The sequence below is a fragment of the Lysinibacillus sphaericus genome (genome assembly GCF_015844675.1).
In the GTDB taxonomy this organism is placed as follows: Bacteria; Bacillota; Bacilli; order Bacillales_A; family Planococcaceae; genus Lysinibacillus; species Lysinibacillus sphaericus_E.
The window spans coordinates 37,385-56,909 of the sequence record NZ_LDGC01000096.1; the positions used below are offsets into that span (position 1 = coordinate 37,385).

The following is a 19,525-nucleotide window of genomic DNA, read 5'->3' on the forward strand; positions in this document are numbered from 1 at the left end:
AAAGGAGGGAAGTTTGTGTGCAAAAATAATTGTAATAGTTCATCAGCAAGAAAAGACTGTAATAACTTAGGACCATTTGTGGCCACAGATATCAATCTGTATCAATTCAGAAATTGGGAATGGCGGAGAAAATCAAGGTGGTTCAATAATTCCCTTCTCCTCTGGAACACAAACAGTCGTTGAAAATATACTTGGCAATAATCTTGCTAGTATCATAGGATTTGGTTCTGCTGTAGATTTTGTACCTATTGCAAATAATACGATTAATTTAACTGCAGTTTTAAGTGAAGCTTTCTCCGTCCCGCGTGACGGGAATATTACTGCTATTTCAGCCTCATATACTACATTGGAGGGACTGGTAGAATCAGGATTTGTAACAATCCGTGCTCAAATTTTTCTTGCACCTGCAGGAAGTAATACTTTTACTGGTACAAGTGCTAGTGTTGATTTAGTTCCATCAATTACAGAACCTGTACCCTTAGGCCTTTTAGTATTTGGATCGGCTACTTTCCCACCAGTACCAGTCGCTGCAGGTGATCGTTTATTAATGGTATTTTATATTTCATCGTTACAAGCAGAAACTGCAGTTGACCTTGTTATCGGTACAGCAAGTGCAGGAATTAATATTGTTTAAAATAGGTTCTCATCCATTTTTGATTCTTGTAGAATCGTTCTTTTCAGATCAATCTATATTTTTATTTAGCCGGTGAACCTTTACTATATAAGGTTTTATCGGTTCACTTTGCTTTCGCTTCTTCACGATGTTAGATAAGTGTCAAAAAATATGGTTTCAGCCTCCATTCTCCTACTCTATATTGCATAGAAAGTTTAGACCGTATGATGAATAAAAGACCAGGTACTCACATGGTATGAGCGCCTGGTCAGCAGTCGTTTATTGGATATAGTCTTTACTATCAATAGTATAAATAGATTTTGCTAGCGTGAATTAAATTTGTTTTTCAAACCTTTTAAAAGCATCAGACATTCTGTTAATAATCTCTTCAACCTGTTGGCTTGTAATAATAAGCGGTGGCGCAAGAGCAACCGTATTTGTTCCCTTCCAATCGAAATAACGCAATTGTAGCCCTAAGTCCATGCATATATCTGTATATAAAGCTGCCGCGTGTACAGACGGATCAAATGAGATGCCGTTTTCAGGATCTTTAACTAGCTCAATACCGGCAAGTAGACCAAGCCCTCTTACATTCGTGATATGTTTATGATTGCTTTCGAGATACTTAAGTCCTTTTAATAATTCTTCACCGCGAAGTCTACTATTCTCAACAATTTGATCTCTTTCTAATATCTCAAGTGTCTTCAAGCCAACCGCGCAAGCCATTGGATGTCCACTATATGTGAATCCATGGAACATCATTTCATCTGATTGAATAAATGCTTCTCTTACATGCTCTCTCATAATTACAGCACCCAAATGAGCGTAGCCACTCGAGATTCCTTTTGCAACACATAGAAGGTCCGGAACAATGCCCCAATTATCAACACCAAAGGTCTTTCCGGTTCTTCCAAACCCACAAATCACCTCATCTGCAATAAGCAAAATGTTGTGTTCGTCGCAAAGTTGGCGAACAGCTTGAAGGTATCCTTCAGGAGGGAACCTAACCCCGCCTGCACCTTGGATTGGCTCCAGAATGACAGCAGCTATGGTGTCGGAGCCTTCTGATTCAATTATTCCACGAATAGAACGCGAGTAATTTGGATCACTTTTGTCACCAAGTTCTGCATTCAAAACATGCGCTGCAGCTGTAAGGAAGTTCGGAGCATTGGAAGTCGTAAATTTGTTGAATCCCTCGATTCCGGTAGCACTTGTGGCTCCTACTGTAACTCCATGGAATGATTGTTCAAGAGAAATAATTTTAGTTTTCTCTGGCTGACCTTTTACTTTCCAATAAAAACGGGCTAGTTTAAACGCAGTATCATTAGATTCCGAGCCTCCCGATGTGAAAAAGCAAACATTCAAATCACCAGGTGCTAATGAGGCCACTTTCTGTGCTAAAAGGATAGCAGGCTCATTGGATTGTCCGCTGAAAGAAGAGCTATAAGAAAGTTTTAACATCTGCTGTTTTGCTACCTCAGCAAGCTCTTCATTCCCATAGCCAAGGTTAACATTCCAAAGCATCGAAACCCCATCAATACGCTCTTTCCCCTCTATATCTTTCAAATAAATTCCTTTGCCTTCTGTAAAAATTGTTGAAGGCCCTGATAAATAATGAGCTCTTGGTGGTGTGGTTGGATGTAAATAATGTTTTTTATCAAGTTCTGATAATTCCAATTTGCTTAAGTTATTCCGCTTTGCAACGTATTGCATATTTTATTCCTCCTTTAAGATCTGAATAGGTATAAAGCTTGTTATTTTAGTTAACTAATATTCTGCCCTTCTATATCTGTTAAGAATTTCTTGGATTCTTTTGAATATATGGATCGAATCGCGAAATAACAAACGCCAATTCCCATCCAAGTAAATCCAACTATTTTTCCAGCTGTTGAAAGCCCCCATAAAATATAAAGACAAACTGACATCCCAATTAATGGAACAATCAAATATTTAACGATATTTTTTTGCTTACTTTTTAAATAGTAATGATTAATTACACAAATATTTACGAAAGCAAATCCTAATAATCCACCAAATGCGACTAAGTCGGATACAATTTGCAAATCCAAAGACATTGCACCAATAACACCGATTATTGACATTAATAAAATATTATTCATCGGTGTTTTATACTTTGGATGGATATAGCTAAAAAATTTTTGAGGGATGACATTGTCACGTCCCATCCCCAAGAGCAGACGACTTGAAGCTGATTGGCTCGCTAAAGCGCTTGCAATTCCAGATGCGATAATCGTAAATGTAATGAAAGTCTGAAGAAACCCGCCCCCTATCGTCTCTAAAACGTTGAAGAAGGCTGTGTCGGGATTATCAATAGTTAAATAGTTTCCTACAAGAATCACTGCTAAATAGGTGACGGAGACATAAAATACTGTTTGAATGACACAGGTAAACATAATGGCCAAACCAATTTTATTCCCCTCTACGTTCGTCTCTTCAGCTAAGGTTGTAATAGCATCAAAACCTAGGTAAGCGACAATAACAATAGCTGCCCCGCCAATAACTGCTCCTATAGAAAAAGAATCACCATTATAAATTGCCTTATAATTTATTAAAGATAAATCACCCGTTATAATAAAGTGACTTGCGCTAAAAACGAAGGCAATCACCGCGATAATCATGAAGAGCACTAAAACTGAATTCAACTTAGTTGCTATATCAATTCCGATTATATTGACAATCGTGATTGGGATAGCGAAAATGAGAACCCAACCCCAAACTGGAATACTTGGTACAAGGGCGTTTGCAAAACTTGCACTGATCAAAAAAGTTAGCATGGGTATCAACAGATAATCAAGGAGCATTCCCCATCCAGCTATAAATCCTATTTTAGGGTGTAACGCTTGATGGGCGTAGGTATAGGTTGAGCCTGCAACTGGGTAAGCTTCAACCATTTTACCGAAACTGTACGCTGTAAATAACATAGCAACAAAACCAAGAACATATGAAAGGACAGAATGGCCCTGAGATACCAATGTGATAATTCCAAACATTGACATCGCTGCAACTGGTGCCATAAAGCCAAGACCAAAAATAACTAAATCTCGCATCTTTAAACTTCTTTTTAGACTTTGCCCATCTGATACAATTTGAATGTTCTCTATAATCCCTACCCCCATTGGCATTATTATAATTTTGTTATTTATACAAAGCGTTACCCTCCATATTCAAAACTTTTTCACCCAAGTCAACCTAGGGCTTTGCCTAACTGTACATTTCCGGTTCTGGGGTAAATAGACTCAAACGTTCTGCTTGACACAGCCTCAACCCAATTACCATTAATAAATAGCCGGTATTTCGTCATTCATCTGACTCCCCTCTTTTATTTTGTTAATTGCCCATTTTTCCTTTGACTATAGTAGGATCAATAAGCATTCTTTCTATTAATTTCAGATTATCAGAATAAGATAATTTGATATTGTAAAAATCGGAACATTCTAAATTTTCACCAAAAACGTTTCGTATGCCAGGCGCACGTAAAAAAGCAATTACTTAAATAAGTAATTGCTTGAGCTAGACATCATTTAGCTAATATTCAAGCACCTTTTTTGCCCCGTTAAATCGATAAGGTGTCGTGCATCCAAAATTCCGAAACTCACGAATCAAATGAGCTTGGTCATAATAACCATTCTCATAGATAATATCATTTAACGTAAAGTGTGTTGCCCTCAGAAGCATATTTAGTGATGATTGAAATCTAACGATTTGGCTAAATAATTTTGGAGAAATTCCAATATGGTCTTCAAATTGTTTTCTTAAATATCTAGTTGAATATCCTACTTCTTCTGCAAGTTGCATTATGGTGATATTACCTCTTGTCGCGTATATATTATATAATGATTGTTTTATTAGTTTTGTTGATTTATCAATCTCAAAAATATGACTTTCCAATATTTCATTGAATATATTGACTCTCTGCAAAAAACTTTCATCGGTTACTACCCTTTCTAAAATATTCGTATTTACAGGAAACATTTCATTTAAGGAAATTTCTTTATCTGTAAGGTCTTTTATACCGAATTTTAGTTTCTTAATATCTAGGCATGGCAGAAAACGAATACCAAAGTATATACTGTTTGGAAGAAGATTAATCATTCTACTTTTAGTAACGCTTCCACAAATATTACCGTAGTGCTGATCACAATTAATGAGAATATCGATACACCCATCCGGAATAACAGAAATTTGACTACCTACCCCTCCCATCTTAAATTGATAAAACAAAATAGATGGTTGATTTGGTTTAATTCTAACTTTTTGTTCAATATAGTAATCTGTCCGAAATTCAAAGTCAGGCTGAGACGGCAAGTAACTAATTATTTTCGAATTCAAAGGACTATTCAACTTTTTCCCCCTGCAACACAAATTAGTAAACGCTTACAATTCGATGCTTAATATATGATTATTTTCTAGGTTAATCAAATAACAGCTATATCAATGGTTTACTACTTTTCTTACACAAAGTAAGTTTAAGTAGGTATTTCGCAATTATTCAGGGTTGATTCCTTATCTACGTCTACTCTCTGGCTCACTGTTTACAAGGAGATAAGGTAAGATGAACTTCTATCTTAATTCCAATTTTTAGCCACCTTCATTTTCAAGAAGTAGCTATTTTTCATTTTAGAAATACCTTGCCAGAAGATTTTCCAAAACAATCAAGCCTTAAATTAAATTTTTCTATACTTACGTAAATCAACTCAACTAACATGCTATCTAAAAAATCAAAAATGAACCAAAGTACATTTCTGAATTAGTAGAGCTTTCATATTCCACGTCACTACAAACGTTCGTAAAATAAGTGTAATTAAAAAAGGAAAAATAATCAATATAACTTTCGGAAAATTTTGATAATTAATCACCTACCCTCAGTGTTACTGACTTTTTATTTAATGAAGATGGTTATTACTTTATTTTAAATCGGAAGTGGCATTGCCGTTCCTGATTCAATCATCGGTGAAGAAATATAGAGGCCTTTTATTCGGAATCCAATAGATCATATTGATGAAGAAGAATTAAAAAACCTTTATAGATTACATTTAATTCGATATAAAATCCCTAAATTCGTTGAAAAAGTAAAACGAATTATCAAAAACGAATAGCGGAAAAATTTTAATATAGCAATTTAGAGCCCTTTACCACTCATAATTACTATCTGTATTTAAGTTAAAAGCCTGTATCCCTTGTTACCTCAAGGTTACAGGCTTTTTTAACAACAGTGAATTTTGCGGCAATCCTAAAACGGATAATCTAATTTACTCGTTTGTACAGATACCCATTTCGCAACAGTAAACTCATCTATAATCCATTCATATCCAAAACGCCCAATTCCACTTTGTTTCACTCCACCAAATGGAACATTTCCTTCTAGCACTGCTGGCATATCATTTATATGTGTTGTACCAGATTCAATCTCAAGAGCTAATCTTTCCCCGCTTTCTAAGTCACTAGTTATAATGGCAGAGGATAATCCATATTCCGTGTCATTCGCAAAACGAATGGCCTCTTCATCACTTTCAGCCGGAATAATTTGTGCAACAGGACCGAAGATCTCACAAGACGCAAGACTTGAATCATTAGGTACATCAACAAATACAAATGGAGAAATAACATTCCCTTTACGGTCACCTTCTACGACAACTTTTAATCCATTTTCCTTTGCTTTATTAACTAAATCCATGATTTTATCAGCTTGTTTTTCATTGATAACAGGTCCAATAATTGTGTTGTGGTCTTTAGGGTCTCCTACTGTTAACCCCTTTACTTTTTCAACGTATTTAGCAACAAATTCATCATAAATATCTCGATGAACAATAATCCGATTTGTAATCGCACAAATTTGGCCACTATGCAAAAATTTCCCGAAGATAGCTACTTTTACTGCTTGTTCAACGTCGGCATCTTTTAAAACTACTAAAGGATTATTGCCTCCAAGTTCTAATGCCATTTGTTTTAATGTTCCGCCTGTTACTTTATTAATATGTTTTCCTACTGCAGTTGATCCTGTAAAACTGATAAACGAAGAATTCGTATTTAACAGGAATTCTTCTCCTGCTTCTTGAAGATCAGTTAAAATTGAATTAAACACTCCAGCAGGAAGTCCTGCTTCTTCGAAAGCCTTTGCAAAAACTTGTCCACCAACTATTCCTACTTGGAGATCTGGTTTATGAACAACACTGTTCCCGAGAGCAATGGCAGGGAAAATTGTTCTTGTTGCCATGTTAAATGGGAAGTTAAAAGGTGTGATGGACGTAATAACACCTAAAGGTAATCGATATACACGACTAACCTTTCCTGGTGTAGAAGATATATAATTTTTAGGTGTGTATATTTCATCTACCATATTTATAGAATCTTTGATGTCACTAACTCCAAAGCCAAACTCAATTTGAGCTTTAAGTAGTGTTCCACCTGTTTCTCGTGTAATTAATTCCAAAATATACTCTTTATTTTTCTCTAAATAGTGTAATGCTTTCGTTAAAACCACTCTTCTTTGTTCTGGGGTAGATTTAGCCCATTCCTTTTGTGCTACTTTTGCTTTGTGATAAGCGTCTTTTATTTGCTCTACATTCGCTAATTCTACAGTTGTAATAGTTGACTGATCATATGGATCCTTTATTGAATAAGTTCTTTTACTACCACCCTCTACCCATTGACCTCCAATATAACTTTTATTTATTTTACTTGCCCATTCAATGCAGTTCACATCTAAAGCCTGATTCTTTGTCATTTAAAGTCCCCTTCCTGAAATGAAAATCTACACTTAACGTGATGTAACCTAAATTGTAAGCGGCATCAATTGCTTTTTATTGTAAAAAGCGGAACTACTGTTACAAACGATTCAACTATGTTGTGATATAAAGGCTCATAACCTCTTAAAAATGGAGGTTATGAGCCTTCAATAAAAACAACAGTAATGAAGATATTAGATTCCTTCTTACTTTTTAAAACGCTTATGGATATTATTATGCTTGTAAGTACCTTCCTCACTGAATTCAATCAATTCCATAGATAATGCCAGATATCGTCTAGAAAATAAATCAGCAAAATGATCCTTGATTACTTCGAATAGTTTGTCACAAGTTTCTTTCTTATGTTCAGGCGATCTTCCCGCTCCAATTTTTAATATAGCATGAACAAATGCATCATCTTCTGCTCCATCTGCTACTCGGTAATCATGAAGTTCAACTGCTCTTGATCGAATTCCTCCAGTCGGAAAAAGATTACCACGGCTAATCAAAACATCATTCACTTTTCCAAGCAACTTCGGAATGGCTGCTTCTTCCTTTATGTTATCGGTATACTCAACAATAAAATGCGGCATGTTTTCATCCCTTTCACTGACTAAAAATGGCGTTCTCACTTTCTGTTCTTAAGAACTGTTTTTCACTAATAATAGTATTTACTAGTCGTCCCACACCTTCAATTTCAGTAATGACTTCATCCCCTACCTTTGTATTAGCTAAGCCCTCAGGCGTACCAGTAAGGATAATGTCGTTTTTATTTAATGTCATAAAACTACTTAAATACTCAATTAATTGCGGAATACTAAAAATCATATCTTTCGTTGTGCCTTCCTGCGTAACTTTTCCATTTACATAAGTACGCAATGTAAGATTCATAGGATCTTCAATATCTTTTGCATCAACTAGCCATGGTCCGATTGGCGTACAAGTATCTCTATTCTTTACTTTTAAGTTCGGACGATAATAGTTTTCTAAATAATCACGGATGGCATAGTCATTTGCAACGGTATATCCTGCTACATAATCATAAGCATCTTCTCGTTTAATGTTAGTCCCGGAACGCCCAATGACAACTGCAAGTTCACATTCATAATGCATATTAGTTGCTTCATCCGGTCGGTAAGTCTGACCTCTATGACCAATAAAAGTATTAGGACCTTTTAGAAAAACTAAAGGTTCAGTTGGTGCTTGAAAAGCAAGTTCCTTTGCATGATCTGCATAATTGAGTCCTAAAGCAAACACGGTTCTAGGTTGGACAGGCGGTAGCCAGCCCACTTCCTCCTCAGAAACAATTTGTCCATTATCAAGTTTAAGATGACCATCATCTGTTTCAATTGCGTGATGAATGACATCTTGAAATACTACACGTGCATGTTTCATACTAATCGCGCTCCTTTACAAAACAATAAGATTCTCATTTAACTGTATTTTCTAAATAACCGATTCCATCGATTTCAATTCGTACTCGATCTCCCTTTTTAACAAGCGGAGGATTTTCAGGTACCCCAACCAGTAAAACATCTCCCTCATACAGCGTCATAAATTCCGAAATTTCAGAAATCAGTCGCGATACAGGACGAATTAAATTGGCCGTTGTATTCTTTTGTTTTAATTTATCGTTAACGAATACAGTAATCGTCAACTTATTAGGGTCAGCGATTGCATCTCGTTCAATAATCCATGGACCTACAGGGCAAAAGTTATCTCTTGCTTTTTGTTTAATAGCTGGTCGATAAAAACTCTCATGTGGAATACTCACATCATTTACAATGGTGTATCCTAATACATAATCTAAAGCTTTTTCTTCTGTTACACGAGTAGCATTTTTCCCAATGACAATGCCTAATGAGGCACCTACTTGCAGATGAGATGTATCCTCGGGTAATGGAATTGAAGATTTAAATCCAGTAATGGTGTTAACCGGTTTTATATATAACGCAGGCGCTTTAGGAGGCTGTTTATAAGGTTCTTTCGTTAAAGATGAACCTAATGCCTTAAGCTCGCCACTATAATTTAATAAAGCCCCATATACTGTACCCGAAATTGGCGCCTCCAAAGAGGACTGCTCTACTGTTAAATTTCTATCACCGAGAATAATTGTATTGCTTTGAGGATCTACTTCCACTTCTTTTGTGTGAAGGGTTTCACTAAATTTAATAATTGCCTTACTCATAACTATTCACTCCTCTCATAAACTCGTAAATTCTTCTGATGATTACTTAATCTTATTGAACTTGCAAAACTATCATTAATGATTAACTACACCTTTAACATCATTACCTATATTTGACTTAACGATAATTTCTGAAAAATTATCCTCTACATTTTTTGACTTACGGGCCCCTATTAATGTACCAATATAGCAACCTAAGAAACCTAACGGTATAGAAAGAATTCCTGGTGATGCAAGAGGGAAAATAGGCTTACCAGTAAATAAGGCTACACCTGGTTCTGGATTCCAAACATTTGGGCTTAACATAACTAGACCAATCGTGCTAATTAATCCTATAAGCATCCCAAATATTGCTCCAGTTTTGTTGAATTTTCTCCAAAAAATAGTTAATAAAATAACTGGTAAATTCGAACTCGCTGCTAATGTAAGAGCAATTGATGCTACAAAGGCAACATTAAAATTTTGAAGGAATAGTGATAAGGCAATGGCGATAGCAGTGATGACAATCGATGCAAGACGTACCATAAACATTTGCTGTTTTTCGGTTGCTTTCCCGTCTTTTAAAATTTCGTTATAAAAGTCATGAGAAAATGCTGTTGCTCCCGTAACTACAATTCCAGCAACAACTGCGAGAATAGTAGCAAAAGAAACCGCAGAAATGAAAGCAAACATAAAATCTCCGCCAATATACTTTGCTAATAATGGTGCTGCCATATTCCCTGCTGGGTTAGCCTCTATAATTCTAGAAGTTCCAACTAGCTTTGCTGCTCCAAACCCAAGAAAAATAACCATAATATGGAACAGCCCCATGATCCACATAAGCCAAACAACTGACTTTCTGGCAACCTGAGCATTAGGTACAGTTAAAAAGCGAACTAATACATGGGGTAGACCCGCTGTCCCAAGAATGAGCCCAAGAGTTAAAGAAGCTGCATCCCAACCATTTTTATATTTCAAACCAGGATTTAAAAAATCAATTCCAAAAGGAGTGGCTGTTTTCATATCCGTAAAAATGCCAATAAAATTAAAATTAAATTTCCACATAACCATGACAAACATAATAAAGGTTCCACCTACTAAAAGAATGGCTTTAATAATTTGAACCCAGCTTGTTGCGGTCATTCCTCCAAACAAAACAAAAGCTAACATAGCAACACCCACAATAAGGACTGAAGTATTATACGGAATACCTAATAATAATTTGAATAAAGCTCCAGCAGCAACAAGCTGTGCAAGCATATAAAAAACCGAGATGATTATTGTATTGAAAGCAGTTACACCTCGTACTTGTTTAAACTTAAATCGAGCAGTAATCATATCACCTAACGTATATTTCCCAAGATTCCTTAATGGTTCTGCAACTAAAAATAAAATGACAAGAAAAGAAACTAGGGCACCGTACATGAGGAAAAATCCGTCATATCCCGTTAAAGAAAAGGCTCCTATTAACCCTAAAAAGGTAGATGCAGACATAAAGTCTCCAGCTAAAGCAAGTCCATTTTGCCTAGCAGTCAGACCACCTCCAGCTGTATAAAAAGAACCTGCCGTTTTTGTTTTTTTGGAAGCATAGTACGTAATGAAAAGTACCCCTATTGACATGAGTACAAAAAGAAGAATAATATCCCATCCCATATGTCTACAGCCCCTCCTTTACTATGATTTGCTTTACTTTTTCGTCAAATTCAGCAGATTTCTTTACATAAACACTGCATACTCCAAATGACATAAAGATAATTGAAATACCGTAAATCCACGCCAACGTAATGTCTCCTATTACTTGAACGTTTAATATATTTGTAAACAAGGATAGGAATGGTAAAGCTAGTGAATAAGCCAAATAAAAAATTGTGTATGAAATAATAAACTTTTTCTTATCTAAAAGTAGTTGTTTAAAATCCTCTGAAGTGGAAATTTTGTCATAATCGATTTGGTTGTTATCTTGTTGTTCGATTTCTTCTTTTACATTACTCTGTTCTTTTACTAGCTCCAAATTGATAGCACCTCTTTCCTAATAATTCAATAGGGTTCTTAAATGCTTCTAATTTTTAATTTCTATTAAAAACTACTAGTTTTAGCTCTGTCATTTCCTCTACAGCATATTTTATTCCTTCTCTTCCAACTCCACTTTCCTTCACACCTCCATACGGCATGTGATCTACACGAAACGTTGGAATATCATTAATCATTACGCCTCCAACATGAAGGTTTTCAGCTGCAGTTAATGCTGTATGAACATTATCCGTGTAAATTCCCGCTTGAAGGCCATATCGCGAATCATTTACTTGCTCAATTGCTTCCTCTACTGATTGAATTTTATTGATGATCACAATTGGAGCAAACACTTCTTGACACGAAACTTTTAAAGAAGACTCTGCATTTAATAATACCGTTGGCAATAGAATATTCCCTTTTGCGATTCCTCCAGTTGCTACTTCTGCTCCATGTTGTTTTGCCTCATGAATCCAATCTAAAGTACGTTCCACATCTTCTTTTGAAATAAGCGCTGAAACATCCGTACGTGGATCTAAAGGGTCACCAATTTTGAGTTGTTGAGTTGCTTCAACGAATTTTTGCACAAATGTTTCGTACAAACTTTCATGAATATAAATGCGTTGTAATGATATACATACTTGACCTTGAAAAGAAAAGGCTCCCTTCACACAACGATTAATAATTGAATCTATATCGACCCCTTTATCAATAATAACGGCTGCATTTGAACCTAGTTCTAATGTCACGCGCTTCAGTCCAGCTTTGTTTCGAATACCCATCCCAACAGCTGGGCTTCCGGTAAATGTAATAGCAGCAATTCTATCATCAGTTACGATTTTATCCCCTACGACTCTTCCGCTTCCAGTAATCACATTAAGAGCTCCATTAGGTAAACCAGCCTCCTGTAACAACTCTGCTAAAAAGAAAGAAGATAGTGGCGTTTGAGATGCTGGTTTTAATACAATTGTATTTCCTGCGGCAATGGCAGGACCTATTTTATGGGCTACTAAATTCATCGGGAAATTAAATGGAGTAATCGCTCCAATAACCCCAATAGGTTCACGCACCGTATATGCTACTCGTTTTTCTCCGCCTGGTGCAGCATCCAATGGAATTGTTTCTCCATGAATTCGCTTTGCTTCTTCAGCTGCAAACTTATATGTTTGTATTGTCCGTTTTACTTCTTCGATTGCAGTAGCAATTGGTTTAGCTGCCTCTAAAGCGATAATTTCTGCAGCTTCATCTAATCGCTTCTCAAACAAAGCTACTAAACGTTCCAAAATAGCTGCACGTTCGTGAGCTGGCATTTTCGCCATGACTGTTTTTGCACGACATGCCGCTTCAATTGCCTCATTCACTTCTTTTTCATTAGCCTTAGGAATATATGCAATAACATCTCCAGAGTATGGAGATGTTATGGATGCATGTTCAGTGGCTTCTTGCCATTGACCATCAATGTATAAGTTTTTCTTTCTTACTTGTACTTTTAAATTCATAGTCTACTCCTTTCTGTAATAGCCTACTTTTAATTAGATTACTAGCTCATCTTTTTTCATGTATTCATTCATTCCGTATGACTCATTCTGCTTGCCATATTTATAATCTAGCCACTTTACTTTAATCCGCTTCTTGTATGGGTATACAGAACAATCTTTTAATTGTATTAATAATGAAGGGTGTTGCTCATTTATAGATATTTGATGGCAGGTTCCATCATAATAAATACCATTTATTTCAACTTGAATATGGTAAATACCCGGTTTAGGCAATCGGTATCTCTTTTTTACTATTAATTTAAGAAACTGATGGTTATTGTAAAAAAGGGAACTTTGATTTACTTCTCCATTAATCTCATAAAAATCGCCCAAATACATAGGAATCTTTTGCACATGACCTTCATCAAGCAATTTTCGGATTGCTGTAGAACTAATTTTTTCATCATCATGTTGGATCTTTGGAACTGTCGTTACGTCCAAACTTCCGGGATTATACTCTGATAACGTTTTCATATTACCGAGTCCTTTATAGCCATAATGATAATCAAAGCCTGCTACAACATGTATACATCCAAGTCCAATAATGTATCGTTCAACAAAATCGTTAGGAGAAAGACAGGCAAACTCAGGGCTAAACTCAACAACAAATAACTTCTCAACACCCAACTTTTCAAATCGATCTTCTTTCAAAGGAAGCGGAGTTAAATAAGTCATTGGCTCCATATGAGGAAAGAGTATATCTTTTGGGTGCGGATAAAACGTCATAACACCAAAGGCGCATTGTTTTTGCCTAGCAATTTGTTTTGCTGTTTCAAGAATTCTTTGATGACCGATGTGAACGCCATCAAAAAAACCAAGGGCCAAAACACAAGCTTCCATTTCAGTGAACGTTGATTTATCTATTGAACCTTTGATAGTAATTGTCTCCATCGTTTGCCCTCCCCTTTTATGTTAAGTTAATTGCGGTGCAGTGATCTGGCCATATTTTCCTGCAAAGAATGTCAGAGGATTTCCTTCACGGAGCACAATATCTTCTACTTCTCCAAGGAACAACGTATGGTCACCAGCTACTTGCTTCCCATATACATTACATACAATATTCGCCAGAGCATCCTTTACTACCGAAACTTCGCTTAAGCGGTCAAATTCTAGTTCACGCTTTTCTTTAATCTGGCCGGCGAATAACATAGAAACTTCTTGCTGGTCTTCGGCTAAAATATTTACCGCAAATTTACCTGAGCGATTAATTTTATCGAGCATTTTTGCATTTTCTTTAATCGATATTAATACGAGTTTTGGGTTTAGCGACACTGACATGAAGGCATTTGCCGTCATGCCATGTGGCTCTCCATCAATGTCCGTTGTAATAACTGTTACGCCGGTTGCAAATTTACCCATCGCATCTCGAAATGTACGATCATCCATTGAAATTCCTCCATTCTTTTTATTTAAATAACAAGTTCTGGTTTGCGCTGTGCAAGGTTTGGTGCCTTTGATTGAATTTGTTCATTTGTTTCGATATCTAAAAACGGAGACGTTTCATTAAACCAACTGTCCGGTGCTTTTGCACCCCATAATGTTTGACGACGTGGGTCATTTAAATCCCAACGAATTGGCTCGAAGTCATTGTCACTTGTTAAGTAATCTCCGTTATACAGCTCAATGCGGTATCCATCTGGATCTCTTAAATACAAGAAGAACGCATTGGATAAGCCGTGGCGTGCTGGCCCTCTTTCAATGTTCTGTGAGTAGCCAAGCGAAGCTAAAACATCGCAGCAGTGAATTAGAGCAAGTGGATCAGGAAGCCAGTAAGCAAAGTGATGAAGACGTGGACCATCTCCGTTCATAAAGGCTTGATCATGCACGGTCTGTTTACGATGGAGCCACGCAGCCCAAATACTTCCGTCTTCTATAGTTGTATATTCAGAACATGCAAAGCCTAGCTCGTTGATAAAGAAGTTATAAGCTTTTTCTACATCCGGTACAGCACAGTTTACGTGGTCAATCCGCTGAATTCGGGCACCGCTGTATAAGTCGTAGCGCTGAAGTAAGCGCTCTGCTTTTTCAATCTTGCAGAAAAATTCAAGGGGCATCCCTGAAATATCATGGACATGCAGTGCACGTCCAAGAGCATGCTGAGTACCTTCCTTAAGCCACTTTGTTTTTAAGCCTTTTGCTTTAAATAATTCGGCCAGACGGTCAAGATCTTCTTCTTTTTCTACTTTGTAACCGAGTGCGTGTACCCCTAACGTCTCGGACTTTTTAAGAACCAAGCTGTGGTGTGTGTGTTCTTCAAGCCCTCTCAAATAAACACAGTCACCCTTTGTTTCCGTTTCAATCATACCGAGCGCTTTTACATAAAAATCTTTTGAACGGTCTAAATCCTTCACATTTATAACAGTTCTGGCAATACGAATGATATTGAAATCCATACTCCTCATCTCCCTTAGTCGATTAATTAGTTATTTTTTAACTAACGCTTCTGAACGATTCAAAAATTCTTTCACACGATCAACATATTCCTGTTTGTCATACCCGTTATAAAGCGTACTTGCCATTCTAACTGGATCACCGAAGAAGAAGCGCTCATAAAGTGTTTGTCGAGTACCGAATGAACTTATACATACATCCCATGCCAAACGATAAAGTCTCACACGATCATAAGCATCTCCAGTGGCTGATTGTAAATATTTATCAAGATCCGGACGAATTTCAGAATTGAAGTCTGATTCTGTTGGAATCGCCATTAAGCCACTTGCACCCATTAATTGCATAATTTCTGTAAAGCGAGGGTAAATTTTCGGGAAGTAATGACGTGCTGCATTTAACGGTGCAAATTCTGGTGTCATAGTTCCCCATCTATCCACTTTTGCATTTGCTTCGGCAGCAACGACATATGCTTTCATCGTCTCAAGTGCAATAATTACCTCAGAAATTTTCTCCTGTATATGTTGGTATTGACCAATATTAATTGTCTCTGCCATTAATTGAAGAATACCAAGTACAAACTCTGTTTTCGCGATATTTTTTGATACAACTTGATGTGTCATATGAACAACTGCATTACTTTCGTTGTAGGCTTGGTTGCACACATTAACATCCCCAAGGGCAAAGACTCGATTCCACGGAACGACAACATCATCAAACACAACAATGGTATCCATTTCCTCAAAGCGAGATCCTAGCGGATGGTCGAAATGAGACTTCCCATAATCAAAAGATTCTCGACAAATAAATTTTAAGCCCGGTGTGTTATTAGGAATAGAAAATGCAAATGCATATGGATTTTCTTCAGCTGATTGTTTTAACAAAGTAGATGGGAATACCATGATTTCATCGGTAATACCACCTTGAGTAGCAAGTAATCTTGCCCCTTTAATAACGACCCCTTCAGATGTTTTCTCTTTAATTCGTGCTGCAATAAACGGATCTGGAAGCTGTGCTGAATTTACTCCCCTATTGACTTGAGGCTGAATCAACGTATGTGTTAAAGATAAATCATTTTCACGGCAATACTCGTAGTAGTTGGCCATGTTTTCAGCGTATATGGAGTCCTGTTTTCCAAACATTTCTGCAGCTGAACCATACGCCATCATCCCGACATTAATGTAATCAGGTGAACGTCCCATCATGCCACCATTATATTTCGCCCATTCTTGCATCATTTTGCGACGTGTCACCAATTCTTCTTTTGTTTTTGGCTGAATAAATGATGTACCTACCCGTTTACCAGTTGTTGGAGATACATATGTCATGTAATCCTTTTTGTCTGGATCATGTTGCAAATCGTAAAGTTCTGCTTGAGTTTTCATAACTCCTTTAAAAGCTGGATGTTCAGAAATCTTTCCTTCTACTCGTTTGCCATCAATCCATATATTTGCCTGTGCATTATCGACTCTTTCAATATATTGCTTTCCTGTTTTTGCTGGCATTATTGTGTCCCCCTTAAAAATAGTGTTTACTTTCCAAATTGCGGAATATGATGGTCACCTATAGCAACATGGACCACCTTTGGTTCTGTATAGAATTCAAACATCGCGTAATGACCACCCTCTCTTCCGATTCCACTATCCTTCATACCGCCAAATGGAATTCGAAGATCTCGTACGTTTTGAGCGTTAATCCAAAGCATACCTGCTTCAATAGCATCCGCCATACGATGTGCTCGTTTTAAATCTTTTGTCCATACAAAACCTGCTAGTCCATAAGATACGTCATTTGCCATATGAAGTGCTTCTTCATCTGTTTCAAATTCGATTACGGCCATTACGGGGCCAAAGATTTCTTCCTGACATACTCTCATGTCATTTTTTGCATTTAATAAAAGTGTTGGTGGTATAAAATTACCTGCCTTTACCTTCTCCGGAACCACTCCTTGAACTACTTCACAACCTTCTTGTTTAGCGATTTCTATATATTTTTTTACTTTGTTGTAGTGCCCTTTTTCAATTAGCGGACCAAGCTCAGTTGAGGAATCCATTGGGTCACCGATATTAATGTTTGCGACACGCGCTTTTAATTTTTCAACAAATTGATCTTTAATATTTTTATGCAAGAATACTCGAGAATTGGATGTGCAACGTTCCCCATTAAAAGAGAAAATCCCCCATATTGCTGCATCTAGAGCTCGTTCAAGATCTGCATCATCAAATACAATTAAAGGTGATTTCCCTCCAAGCTCCATCGATGTTTTCTTTAAAGTATCTGCAGAGTTTTTAATAATAGTGGAACCTGTAGTCGTTTCACCTGTAAATGAAATCGCTTTCACATGTGGGTGAGCAACAAGAGCAGCCCCTGCTGTTTCTCCAAAGCCATGAACGACATTAAAGACTCCATCCGGAACTTTAGCTTTATGAATAATTTCTGCTAATTTATTTGCAGTCAATGGTGAAAGTTCAGCTGGTTTTAGAACAACAGTATTTCCAGTTGCTAATGCAGGCGCTACTTTCCAAGTCTCTAACATGAATGGGGCATTCCATGGGGTAATTAATCCTATGACTCCTAATGGCTTATAAACTGTATAATTGATGAATTCATCATCCATAGGGTAAGATTCGCCATGCAATTTTGTCTCAACCATCCGTGCGTAAAAACGGAAATTTTCTGCAGCACGTGCCGTTTGATTTCTTGTTTGGCTAATTGGCAGACCTGTATCTAATGATTCTAAGAAAGCAATTTCTTCAATCTCCTCATCGATGAGATCTGCAATTCTATTAATATATTTCATTCTTTCTTTCAATTTCATCTTGCCCCACGGACCATTCTCAAACGCTTCTTTTGCTGAAAGAACAGCTTGATTTATATCCGCTTCACGTCCCTCAGCGATATAATTGTTTATTTCATTGGTAAATGGATTTTTATTTTCAAAAGTAGCACCTGATTTACTGTCGACAAACTGTCCATTAATATAGAGTTTTATATTTTCTACTTGCATGTGTTCGTGATTTTTTTTAGTCTCAGTTACTTGAACTTGCATGTGAATACACTCCTCTTTCTTCTCTTACTCCTATAACAAGGAGTAAGAGGATTTTTTAGATTTTGAATGATTATTTAGTTACAATCTCATTTGACAAAATGCCATATTGATGTAAAACTTCACGAATTTCGTTTTGAAGTGCCTCAGATGGTACATCCATTGGCTTGCGTAAAACTGGCGTAATTTTACCCATCATGCCCAGCGCAGCTTTTACTGGTCCAGGGTTAGTTTCTTTGAATAACACATCATTTAATGTCATTAATTCAAAATGAAGATCTAACGCTTTTTCAGTGTCGCCTTCCTCCCAAGCATTGTGCATTTCCGCTACTTTCGCTGGTGCAACGTTTGCTGTAGCGCTAATAGAACCTTTTCCACCGATTGTTAACATTGGGTAGCAAAGAAGTTCAATTCCCGAGAATAGACTAAAATCTCTGCCACAATTTAATAACACCCGATTGACATGTTCAAAATCTTTATTTGACTCTTTGGCACCAATAATGTTCGGGCAATCTTCAACAAGTCGAGCCATTGTTGTTACTTCCATATTCACACCTGTTCTTCCAGGAATGTTATATATAATAATTGGAATATCCACGGCATCTGCAATAGTTTTATAGTGTTTATATAACGCTTGCTGGGAGGGCTTGTTATAATACGGAACAATGACCATCGCAGCATCTGCTCCCATTTCTTGAGCAGCCTTTGTTAGCCGAAGGGCTTCATTATGATTAACTGATCCCGTTGCTGGTATAAATGGAACACGTCCGTTAATCGTTTTACTTGCTGTTTCCATCACAAGCTCTCTCTCTTCGAACGTTAGAGAACTAGGTTCCCCAGAAGTCCCGGTTACCGAAATACCATGGCTCCCACTTTCTATTTGCCAGTTAATTAAACTTTTAAATGTCTGTAAATCTAAACTTTCATCTTCCTTGAATGGCGTAATAACTGGTGCAATCGAACCTTTTAAACTTACCTTAGCATTTTGAATTCTAGACATTTTATCTTCTCCTTTTC

The 19,525-nt window shown here is 36.8% G+C and carries 17 protein-coding genes; 1 reads left to right on the forward strand and 16 read right to left on the reverse strand.

Features of this window, described 5'->3' with window-relative positions:
• The first annotated feature begins 76 nt into the window (after positions 1-76).
• On the forward strand, positions 77-634 hold the full coding sequence (locus ABE34_RS24255) for an exosporium glycoprotein BclB-related protein (protein ID WP_206700765.1): 558 nt from the start codon (positions 77-79) through the stop codon (positions 632-634).
• A gap of 312 nt (positions 635-946) precedes the next feature.
• On the opposite strand, the gene ABE34_RS24260 is transcribed toward ABE34_RS24255, so the two are convergent.
• The 16 genes from ABE34_RS24260 to hpaI form a co-directional block, all read right to left on the reverse strand.
• Positions 947-2,326, reverse strand: a complete 1,380-nt coding sequence (locus ABE34_RS24260) for an aspartate aminotransferase family protein (RefSeq protein ID WP_197144949.1) — start codon at positions 2,324-2,326, stop codon at positions 947-949.
• Positions 2,327-2,376: 50 nt separating this feature from the next.
• On the reverse strand, positions 2,377-3,681 hold the full coding sequence (locus ABE34_RS24265; RefSeq protein WP_197229944.1) for an APC family permease: 1,305 nt from the start codon (positions 3,679-3,681) through the stop codon (positions 2,377-2,379).
• A 478-nt stretch (positions 3,682-4,159) separates the two neighbouring features.
• Positions 4,160-4,975, reverse strand: coding sequence for a helix-turn-helix transcriptional regulator (locus ABE34_RS24270; RefSeq protein WP_197144951.1), 816 nt, complete (start codon positions 4,973-4,975; stop codon positions 4,160-4,162).
• Between the two features lie 889 nt (positions 4,976-5,864).
• Positions 5,865-7,358 (reverse strand): aldehyde dehydrogenase family protein, encoded by a 1,494-nt coding sequence (locus tag ABE34_RS24275; protein ID WP_197144952.1) that lies wholly within the window; start codon positions 7,356-7,358, stop codon positions 5,865-5,867.
• A gap of 207 nt (positions 7,359-7,565) precedes the next feature.
• On the reverse strand, positions 7,566-7,952 hold the full coding sequence (locus ABE34_RS24280) for a 5-carboxymethyl-2-hydroxymuconate Delta-isomerase (protein WP_197144953.1): 387 nt from the start codon (positions 7,950-7,952) through the stop codon (positions 7,566-7,568).
• A gap of 13 nt (positions 7,953-7,965) precedes the next feature.
• Complete coding sequence (locus ABE34_RS24285) at positions 7,966-8,754, reverse strand: fumarylacetoacetate hydrolase family protein (protein WP_197144954.1); 789 nt, start codon at positions 8,752-8,754, stop codon at positions 7,966-7,968.
• 34 nt (positions 8,755-8,788) lie between these two features.
• Positions 8,789-9,547, reverse strand: a complete 759-nt coding sequence (locus ABE34_RS24290) for a fumarylacetoacetate hydrolase family protein (protein ID WP_197144955.1) — start codon at positions 9,545-9,547, stop codon at positions 8,789-8,791.
• 75 nt (positions 9,548-9,622) lie between these two features.
• Positions 9,623-11,179: a solute symporter family protein gene (locus tag ABE34_RS24295; RefSeq protein WP_197144956.1), complete on the reverse strand. Its 1,557-nt coding sequence runs from the start codon at positions 11,177-11,179 to the stop codon at positions 9,623-9,625.
• A 4-nt stretch (positions 11,180-11,183) separates the two neighbouring features.
• Positions 11,184-11,537, reverse strand: a complete 354-nt coding sequence (locus ABE34_RS24300; protein WP_197144957.1) for a DUF485 domain-containing protein — start codon at positions 11,535-11,537, stop codon at positions 11,184-11,186.
• A 55-nt stretch (positions 11,538-11,592) separates the two neighbouring features.
• Positions 11,593-13,035, reverse strand: a complete 1,443-nt coding sequence (locus ABE34_RS24305) for an aldehyde dehydrogenase family protein (protein ID WP_197144958.1) — start codon at positions 13,033-13,035, stop codon at positions 11,593-11,595.
• A gap of 33 nt (positions 13,036-13,068) precedes the next feature.
• Positions 13,069-13,965: a cytidyltransferase gene (locus tag ABE34_RS24310; protein ID WP_197144959.1), complete on the reverse strand. Its 897-nt coding sequence runs from the start codon at positions 13,963-13,965 to the stop codon at positions 13,069-13,071.
• A gap of 21 nt (positions 13,966-13,986) precedes the next feature.
• Positions 13,987-14,460: a flavin reductase family protein gene (locus tag ABE34_RS24315; RefSeq protein WP_197144960.1), complete on the reverse strand. Its 474-nt coding sequence runs from the start codon at positions 14,458-14,460 to the stop codon at positions 13,987-13,989.
• Positions 14,461-14,483: 23 nt separating this feature from the next.
• Positions 14,484-15,467 carry a 3,4-dihydroxyphenylacetate 2,3-dioxygenase gene (hpaD, locus tag ABE34_RS24320; RefSeq protein WP_197144961.1) on the reverse strand — a complete coding sequence of 328 codons (984 nt, stop codon included), beginning with the start codon at positions 15,465-15,467 and terminating at the stop codon, positions 14,484-14,486.
• A 30-nt stretch (positions 15,468-15,497) separates the two neighbouring features.
• Positions 15,498-16,967 carry a 4-hydroxyphenylacetate 3-monooxygenase, oxygenase component gene (gene hpaB / locus ABE34_RS24325; protein WP_197144962.1) on the reverse strand — a complete coding sequence of 490 codons (1,470 nt, stop codon included), beginning with the start codon at positions 16,965-16,967 and terminating at the stop codon, positions 15,498-15,500.
• A 26-nt stretch (positions 16,968-16,993) separates the two neighbouring features.
• Positions 16,994-18,511 (reverse strand): 5-carboxymethyl-2-hydroxymuconate semialdehyde dehydrogenase, encoded by a 1,518-nt coding sequence (gene hpaE / locus ABE34_RS24330; RefSeq protein WP_197144963.1) that lies wholly within the window; start codon positions 18,509-18,511, stop codon positions 16,994-16,996.
• Positions 18,512-18,581: 70 nt separating this feature from the next.
• Entirely contained in the window at positions 18,582-19,508 is a 927-nt protein-coding gene (hpaI, locus tag ABE34_RS24335; protein ID WP_197144964.1) for a 2,4-dihydroxyhept-2-ene-1,7-dioic acid aldolase, read from the reverse strand.
• Between the last annotated feature and the right edge of the window lie 17 nt (positions 19,509-19,525).

Bases quoted from the DNA above. Each gene is read 5' to 3' on its own strand.
- ABE34_RS24310 (WP_197144959.1), bottom strand. From the start codon at position 13,965: ATGGAGACAATTACTATCAAAGGTTCAATAGATAAATCAACGTTCACT.
- ABE34_RS24315 (WP_197144960.1), bottom strand. From the start codon at position 14,460: ATGGATGATCGTACATTTCGAGATGCGATGGGTAAATTTGCAACCGGC.
- ABE34_RS24280 (WP_197144953.1), bottom strand. From the start codon at position 7,952: ATGCCGCATTTTATTGTTGAGTATACCGATAACATAAAGGAAGAAGCA.
- ABE34_RS24305 (WP_197144958.1), bottom strand. From the start codon at position 13,035: ATGAATTTAAAAGTACAAGTAAGAAAGAAAAACTTATACATTGATGGT.
- ABE34_RS24285 (WP_197144954.1), bottom strand. From the start codon at position 8,754: ATGAAACATGCACGTGTAGTATTTCAAGATGTCATTCATCACGCAATT.
- hpaE (WP_197144963.1), bottom strand. From the start codon at position 18,511: ATGCAAGTTCAAGTAACTGAGACTAAAAAAAATCACGAACACATGCAA.
- hpaI (WP_197144964.1), bottom strand. From the start codon at position 19,508: ATGTCTAGAATTCAAAATGCTAAGGTAAGTTTAAAAGGTTCGATTGCA.
- hpaD (WP_197144961.1), bottom strand. From the start codon at position 15,467: ATGGATTTCAATATCATTCGTATTGCCAGAACTGTTATAAATGTGAAG.
- ABE34_RS24265 (WP_197229944.1), bottom strand. From the start codon at position 3,681: ATGCGAGATTTAGTTATTTTTGGTCTTGGCTTTATGGCACCAGTTGCA.
- ABE34_RS24295 (WP_197144956.1), bottom strand. From the start codon at position 11,179: ATGGGATGGGATATTATTCTTCTTTTTGTACTCATGTCAATAGGGGTA.
- hpaB (WP_197144962.1), bottom strand. From the start codon at position 16,967: ATGCCAGCAAAAACAGGAAAGCAATATATTGAAAGAGTCGATAATGCA.
- ABE34_RS24275 (WP_197144952.1), bottom strand. From the start codon at position 7,358: ATGACAAAGAATCAGGCTTTAGATGTGAACTGCATTGAATGGGCAAGT.
- ABE34_RS24260 (WP_197144949.1), bottom strand. From the start codon at position 2,326: ATGCAATACGTTGCAAAGCGGAATAACTTAAGCAAATTGGAATTATCA.
- ABE34_RS24290 (WP_197144955.1), bottom strand. From the start codon at position 9,547: ATGAGTAAGGCAATTATTAAATTTAGTGAAACCCTTCACACAAAAGAA.